General features: G+C 66.0%; 5 protein-coding genes. 1 reads left to right on the top strand and 4 read right to left on the bottom strand.

The features are described from left to right. Positions 1–149: 149 nt before the first annotated feature. The 4 genes from ACCC94_RS27405 to ACCC94_RS27390 all read right to left on the bottom strand — a co-directional run bounded on the left by ACCC94_RS27405 (position 150) and on the right by ACCC94_RS27390 (position 3,667). Positions 150–1,316, bottom strand: coding sequence for a betaine/proline/choline family ABC transporter ATP-binding protein (locus tag ACCC94_RS27405; protein WP_413352744.1), 1,167 nt, complete (start codon positions 1,314–1,316; stop codon positions 150–152). A gap of 2 nt (positions 1,317–1,318) precedes the next feature. Continuing rightward, positions 1,319–1,984, bottom strand: a complete 666-nt coding sequence (locus ACCC94_RS27400) for an ABC transporter permease (RefSeq protein WP_017517571.1) — start codon at positions 1,982–1,984, stop codon at positions 1,319–1,321. Between the two features lies 1 nt (position 1,985). After that, a complete protein-coding gene (locus ACCC94_RS27395; protein ID WP_413352745.1) occupies positions 1,986–2,882 on the bottom strand; it encodes a glycine betaine ABC transporter substrate-binding protein in 897 nt (298 codons plus the stop codon). A gap of 68 nt (positions 2,883–2,950) precedes the next feature. Then, positions 2,951–3,667 carry an ABC transporter permease gene (locus ACCC94_RS27390; RefSeq protein WP_413352743.1) on the bottom strand — a complete coding sequence of 239 codons (717 nt, stop codon included), beginning with the start codon at positions 3,665–3,667 and terminating at the stop codon, positions 2,951–2,953. Between the two features lie 446 nt (positions 3,668–4,113). Here ACCC94_RS27390 and ACCC94_RS27385 point away from each other — a divergent pair, with 446 nt between their 5' ends. After that, entirely contained in the window at positions 4,114–5,385 is a 1,272-nt protein-coding gene (locus tag ACCC94_RS27385) for a cation:proton antiporter (protein ID WP_413352741.1), read from the top strand. Positions 5,386–5,491: the final 106 nt, after the last annotated feature.

The raw sequence follows: 5,491 nt of genomic DNA, 5'->3' as shown, positions 1-5,491 counted from the left end.
TTTTTGGTGTCGGGGCCGACAAATTGCATCGGCTGAATTGCCTTGCGGGGTTTTTTCGTTGGATCGCGGGGGCGCCTGGTCCTTGCTCGCTAACTGGGTCGGCGGGGGGGGGGTGGTTCGCGAGCAAGCTCGCTCCTACAGTTAACGTCCTACGACGCCTGCGCCACCTCCGCCGGCGAGACGATGATGCCCTTGCTGCCGCGTGAGCGACCCGAGCTCAGGTAATCGGCAATCGACTCCTGCGTCACCTCGCCGAGGAACTGCCCTTCGGCATCCAGCACCGGCAACCAGGAGCTGTTGAACTCGTACATGCGCGACAGGAGGATGCGCAGGTGCTCGTCGTGGCTGGCGGTCACGCGGAATTCGTTGAGGAAGTCGCCGCACACACCTTCCTGGCGACGCAGCTCCTTGCGGCGCACGAAGCCCAGGCCCTTGCCGGTGGCGTCGACCACCACCAGGTAGCGGCGGTCATCTTCTTCCATCTTCTCCAGCGCCTCGGCTACCGGAGTGTCCGGGCTGGCGGTGACGATGCTGCTGTCGGCCGCGTCCTCGGCGCGCACCAGCAGCAGACGCTTCAAGGTGCTGTCCTGGCCAGTGAAGGCGCTGACGAACTCGTCCGCCGGGTGCGCCAGCAGGGTGTCCGGATGGTCGAACTGAAGCAGCCGGCCGCTCTTGAACACCGCCACCTTGTCGCCCAGCTTGATCGCCTCGTCGATGTCGTGGCTGACCATGATCACGGTCATGCCCAGCTTGCGCTGCAACTCGAAGAACTCGTTCTGGATCGACTCGCGGTTGATCGGGTCCACCGCGCCGAACGGCTCGTCCATCAGCAGCAGCGGCGCGTCGGCCGCCAGCGCGCGGATCACGCCGATGCGCTGCTGCTGCCCGCCGGAGAGCTCACGCGGGTAGCGCGACAGGTACTGCTTGGGTTCGAGCTTGACCATGGCCATCAGCTCGCGCGCCTTCTCCTTGCACTTCTGCTTGTCCCAGCCGAGCAGGCGCGGCACGACCATGATGTTTTCCTCGATGGTCATGTTGGGGAATAGGCCGATCTGCTGGATCACATAGCCGATCTGCCGGCGCAGGGTCACCTCGTCCAGTTCAGCGGTGTCCTGGCCATCGATCAGCACGCGCCCGGAGGTGGGCTGGATGATGCGGTTGATCATCTTCAGCGTGGTGGTCTTGCCGCAGCCGGAGGGGCCGAGGAACACGCAGATCTCGCCCTTCTCCACGGTCAGGCTGACCTTGTCCACGGCGCGGAACTCCTTGCCGTCCTTGAGGGTAAAAATCTTGGTCAATTGGTCGAGTTCGATCATGTTCAGTCTCCTGTCTGCGGGCGCAGGCCCTTGGGGGTGAGCGCACGCTGCAGCCATTGCAGCAGCAGGTCGGCGGCGATGGCCAGGAGGCTCACCAGCACGGCGCCGACCACCAGCATGGGCATGTTGGATTGGCTGATGGAATTGAGGATGAGGACGCCCAGGCCGCCGGCTCCGATCACCGCGGCGATGGTCATCACGCCGATGTTCATCACCACGGCGGTGCGCACGCCGGCGAGGATCACCGGCACGGCGATGGGGATGTCGACCATCCGCAGGCGCTGCCAGAAGGTCATGCCGATGCCCTTGCCGGCCTCGCGGATACCGGGTTCGACGTTGGTCAGCGCGAGGTAGGTATTGCGCAGGATCGGCAGCAGCGAATAGAGGAACACCGCAGTGATCGCCGGCAGCGGGCCGAGGCCCTGGCCGATCTTCGAGTAGAGCGGCAGCATCAGGCCGAACAGCGCGATGGAGGGGATGGTCAGCACCACGGTGGCGGCGCCCTGCAGCGGCCCGGCGAGCCAGCGGAAGCGCGTCATCAGCACGCCCAGCGGCACGCCGACGACGATGGCCAGGCCCACGGCGATGGACACCAGCATCAGGTGCTCCAGGGTCAACTGGCCGACCTGGCTCCAGTCCAGGCGGGAAATCACGGTCATGAAGTCCATGTCAGTTCTCCTCCCCGGCGGGCTGCTCACTTGCTGGTCGGGCCTTGTCGCCCAGCAGGCCGTGCTTGCGCAGGAACTGCTGCGCCACGCGCTGCACCGGTTCCTGCTCGATGTCGACCTGGGCGTTTAGGGCCTGCATGGTCTGGTCGTCGAGCAGGTCGGAGATGGGCTCGAACAGGGTCTTCAGTTCCGGGTGTTTCTCCACCAGCGCGGCGCGCATCACCGGGGCGGCGTTGTAGAAGGGGAAGTACTGCTTGTCGTCCTTCAGCACGCGCAGTTTGAAGTCCTTCAGGCGCCCATCGGTGGTGTAGACGAGGCCGACGAATACCTGGCGATTCTTCAGCGCGGTGTAGACCAGCCCGGCATCCATCTGCCGCACGTCGTCGCGGGTGAAGTGGAAGCCGTACAGCTCGCTCATCGGCCCGAGGCCATCCGGTCGCCCGGCGAATTCCGGGTCCATGGCGAACAGGTGGGTCTTGCCCTCGCCCTGCTCCTTCATCACCCGTGCGAGGTCGCTCAAGCTGTGCACACCCAGTTGCTCGGCCTGCTCATCGGGCATCGCCAGGGCGTAGGTGTTGTTGAATGGCGCGGGCTTGGGCCAGAACAGCCCCTTCCTGCCGTCCAGGTCGCGGACCTTCGCCAGCGACTGCCGGGCGTCGAGCTTGTCTTTGACCTTGTTGTAGACGATCAGCGACGAGCCGGTGTATTCCCAGACCAGATCCAGCTGGCCGCTCTCCTGCGCGCTGCGCGCCAGGGTGCTGCCCAGGCCGTTGGTGACCTTCACTTCGTAGCCCTTGCTCTGCAGGTACTGCGCAGTGATAGCGGTGAGCAGGCGCTGCTCGGTGAACGGCTTGCCACCGATGCGGATCACATCAGCCGCGTGGACCACGCCGGTCATCGCGGCCAGAAGCACGCCCAGCGCGCCGAGCAGAGGTTTCATACCGATTCCCTTGAAATCGAGCGCTTTCATTGCGTCAGCCCCCGCTCCAGCAGGGTGCGGCTGAACAGCACCACCAGGCCATCGAGCACCAGCGCCAGCAGCGCGGTACATACGGCGCCGAGCAGCAGCTTGGACTGATCGTCCAGGGCGATGCCCGGGAAGATCAGGCTGCCCAGGCTGTTGGCGCCGATCAGGAAGGCCAGCGGCGCGGAGCCCACATTGAGTGCCAGGGCGATGCGCACACCGCCCATGATCAGCGGCACAGCATTGGGCAACTCGACGCGCAGCAGCACCTGGCGCGGTGTCATACCGATGCCGGTGGCCGCTTCCTTGAGCGAGGCCGGCACGGCGCGCAGGCCTTCGAAGGTGTTGCGCACGATGGGCAGCAAGGATGCGAGGAACAGCGCGAGGATTGCCGGACCGTTACCGATGCCGACTATCGCCAGGGCGATGGCCAGCACGGCCAGCGGCGGGATGGTGTTTCCGACGTTGAATATCTGCATCAGGCGCTCGGCCTGCTTCTGCAGGGCCGGCCGGCTGAGCAGGATGCCGGCCGGGATACCGATCGCGAGCGCGGCCAGCATGGAGACGAACACCAGGAACAGGTGCGCCTGCAGATAGAACAGCAGGTCTTCGCGGTACTGCCACAAGGTGGCAGGGGTGATCCAGTGGATCAGCAGGGCCAGCACAACGACTGCAAGGCAGACGCCGAACAGGGCCTTGCCCGTGGTGGACTTCACCATGGTTGGGGGACTCCCTTCGGGTGCGCGGCGACTGGCATCGCCACGCTCACTTGACGCCCGGCCCCGTCCAGAAACCTAGCTGGGGCCGCGATTAAACGCGACGGGAATCAAGCACTTGCGGATTCGCTCGGGGATTGCCGTCGCGAAGGGATGGACCCCCGTCCGTGCCGTTACGTTCCATAAAATTGCCACTCTTCTGCCATCGCGCAGCGGCGAAATCGCCCACAGCCCCCGGGGACCGCGGGTTGTGGGCGACGCATTTTTTTCGAATAAACCGGCGATCCGGCTGAACCATCGGCGCCGCGGGCTTGCCCAACGCCGAATGCCTCCGACGATCACGCACGCTGAGCGGCTCAGCGGTTATCATCGGACTCCTTTCGCGTGCCCCCGACCCATGGATAGGTCACTCGGGGCCGGCGTCTTGCCTACCACGGAGATTCATCGCCATGCTTGATCTGGCTGCAGCGTTCATTGCGCTGACCACCCTGCTCACCTACGTCAACTACCGCTTCGTGCGCCTGCCGCCGACCATCGGCGTGATGGCCACCGCCCTGGTGTTCTCCTTCATCGCCCAGGGCATGTCGCTGCTCGGCTATCCGGTCCTGGAAGTGGAGATGCAGCAGATCATCAGCCGCATCGACTTCTCCGACGTGCTGATGACCTGGTTCCTGCCCGCCCTGCTGTTCGCCGGCGCGCTGCACGTGAACCTTGCCGACCTGCGCAGCTACAAGTGGCCCATCGGCCTGCTGGCCACCTTCGGCGTGCTGATCGCCACCACCGTGATCGGCTACCTGGCCTACTACACCTTCGGCCTCTTCGGCTGGCACGTGGACTTCATCTACTGCCTGCTGTTCGGTGCGCTGATCTCGCCCACCGACCCCATCGCGGTGCTGGGGATTCTCAGGTCCGCCGGCGCGCCCAAGCCGCTGGCCACCACCATCGTCGGCGAGTCGCTGTTCAACGACGGCACCGCCGTGGTGGTCTTCACCATCCTGCTGGGCATCCTGCTGGCCGGCGAGACGCCGACCGTGTCCTCCATCGCCTGGCTGTTCGTGCAGGAAGCCATCGGCGGCGTGCTGTTCGGCGCGGCGCTGGGCTACGGGGTATTCCTGATGATGCGCGGCATCGACCAGTACCAGGTGGAAGTCATGCTGACCCTGGCCCTGGTGATCGGCGGCGCGGCGCTGGCCGCGAGGCTGCACGTGTCGGCGCCCATCGCCATGGTGGTGGCCGGCCTGATCATCGGCAACCAGGCGCGGCAGTACGCCATGTCCGACGAGACGCGGCGCTACATCGACAAGTTCTGGGAGCTGATCGACGAGATCCTCAACGCCCTGCTGTTCGCCCTGATCGGCCTGGAGCTGCTTCTGCTGCCGTTCAACTGGCTGCACGTGGTCGCCGCCTTCGTCCTCGGCGGCGCGGTGCTGGTCTCGCGCCTGCTCACCGTGGCCCCGGCCATCGTCGTGCTGCGCCAGCGGGAAAACGGCCGTCGCCAGGTGCCCGCCGGCACCATCCGCATCCTCGTCTGGGGCGGCCTGCGCGGCGGCGTGTCGGTAGCCCTGGCGCTGTCCCTGCCGCTGGGCGAGCAGCGCGACCTGATCCTCAGCCTGACCTACGTGGTGGTGCTGGTGTCGATCCTGCTCCAGGGCCTGTCCATCGGCCCGCTGGTGCGGCGCATCTACAAGGGCGCCGAACCCGCCGCCGACAGCGCCCACTGAAGCCGCCCTCCACGGGCCTTGAGCCTTGGGGGGCCCGGGGGGGCGGGGGCGCGGGGGGGTTAGGTTTTATAACGCGGGTTTAGGGGCGCGCGCCCCCCCGCGGGAC

This window comes from Pseudomonas sp. Pseusp97 (assembly GCF_047304025.1).
Lineage (GTDB): Bacteria > Pseudomonadota > Gammaproteobacteria > Pseudomonadales > Pseudomonadaceae > Pseudomonas.
This window is presented reverse-complemented; position numbering and strand designations above follow the sequence as displayed.

Coding starts and splice junctions, on each gene's coding strand:
- ACCC94_RS27405 (WP_413352744.1), bottom strand. CDS start 1,316: ATGATCGAACTCGACCAATTGACCAAGATTTTTACCCTCAAGGACGGC.
- ACCC94_RS27400 (WP_017517571.1), bottom strand. CDS start 1,984: ATGGACTTCATGACCGTGATTTCCCGCCTGGACTGGAGCCAGGTCGGC.
- ACCC94_RS27395 (WP_413352745.1), bottom strand. CDS start 2,882: ATGACCGGCGTGGTCCACGCGGCTGATGTGATCCGCATCGGTGGCAAG.
- ACCC94_RS27390 (WP_413352743.1), bottom strand. CDS start 3,667: ATGGTGAAGTCCACCACGGGCAAGGCCCTGTTCGGCGTCTGCCTTGCA.
- ACCC94_RS27385 (WP_413352741.1), top strand. CDS start 4,114: ATGCTTGATCTGGCTGCAGCGTTCATTGCGCTGACCACCCTGCTCACC.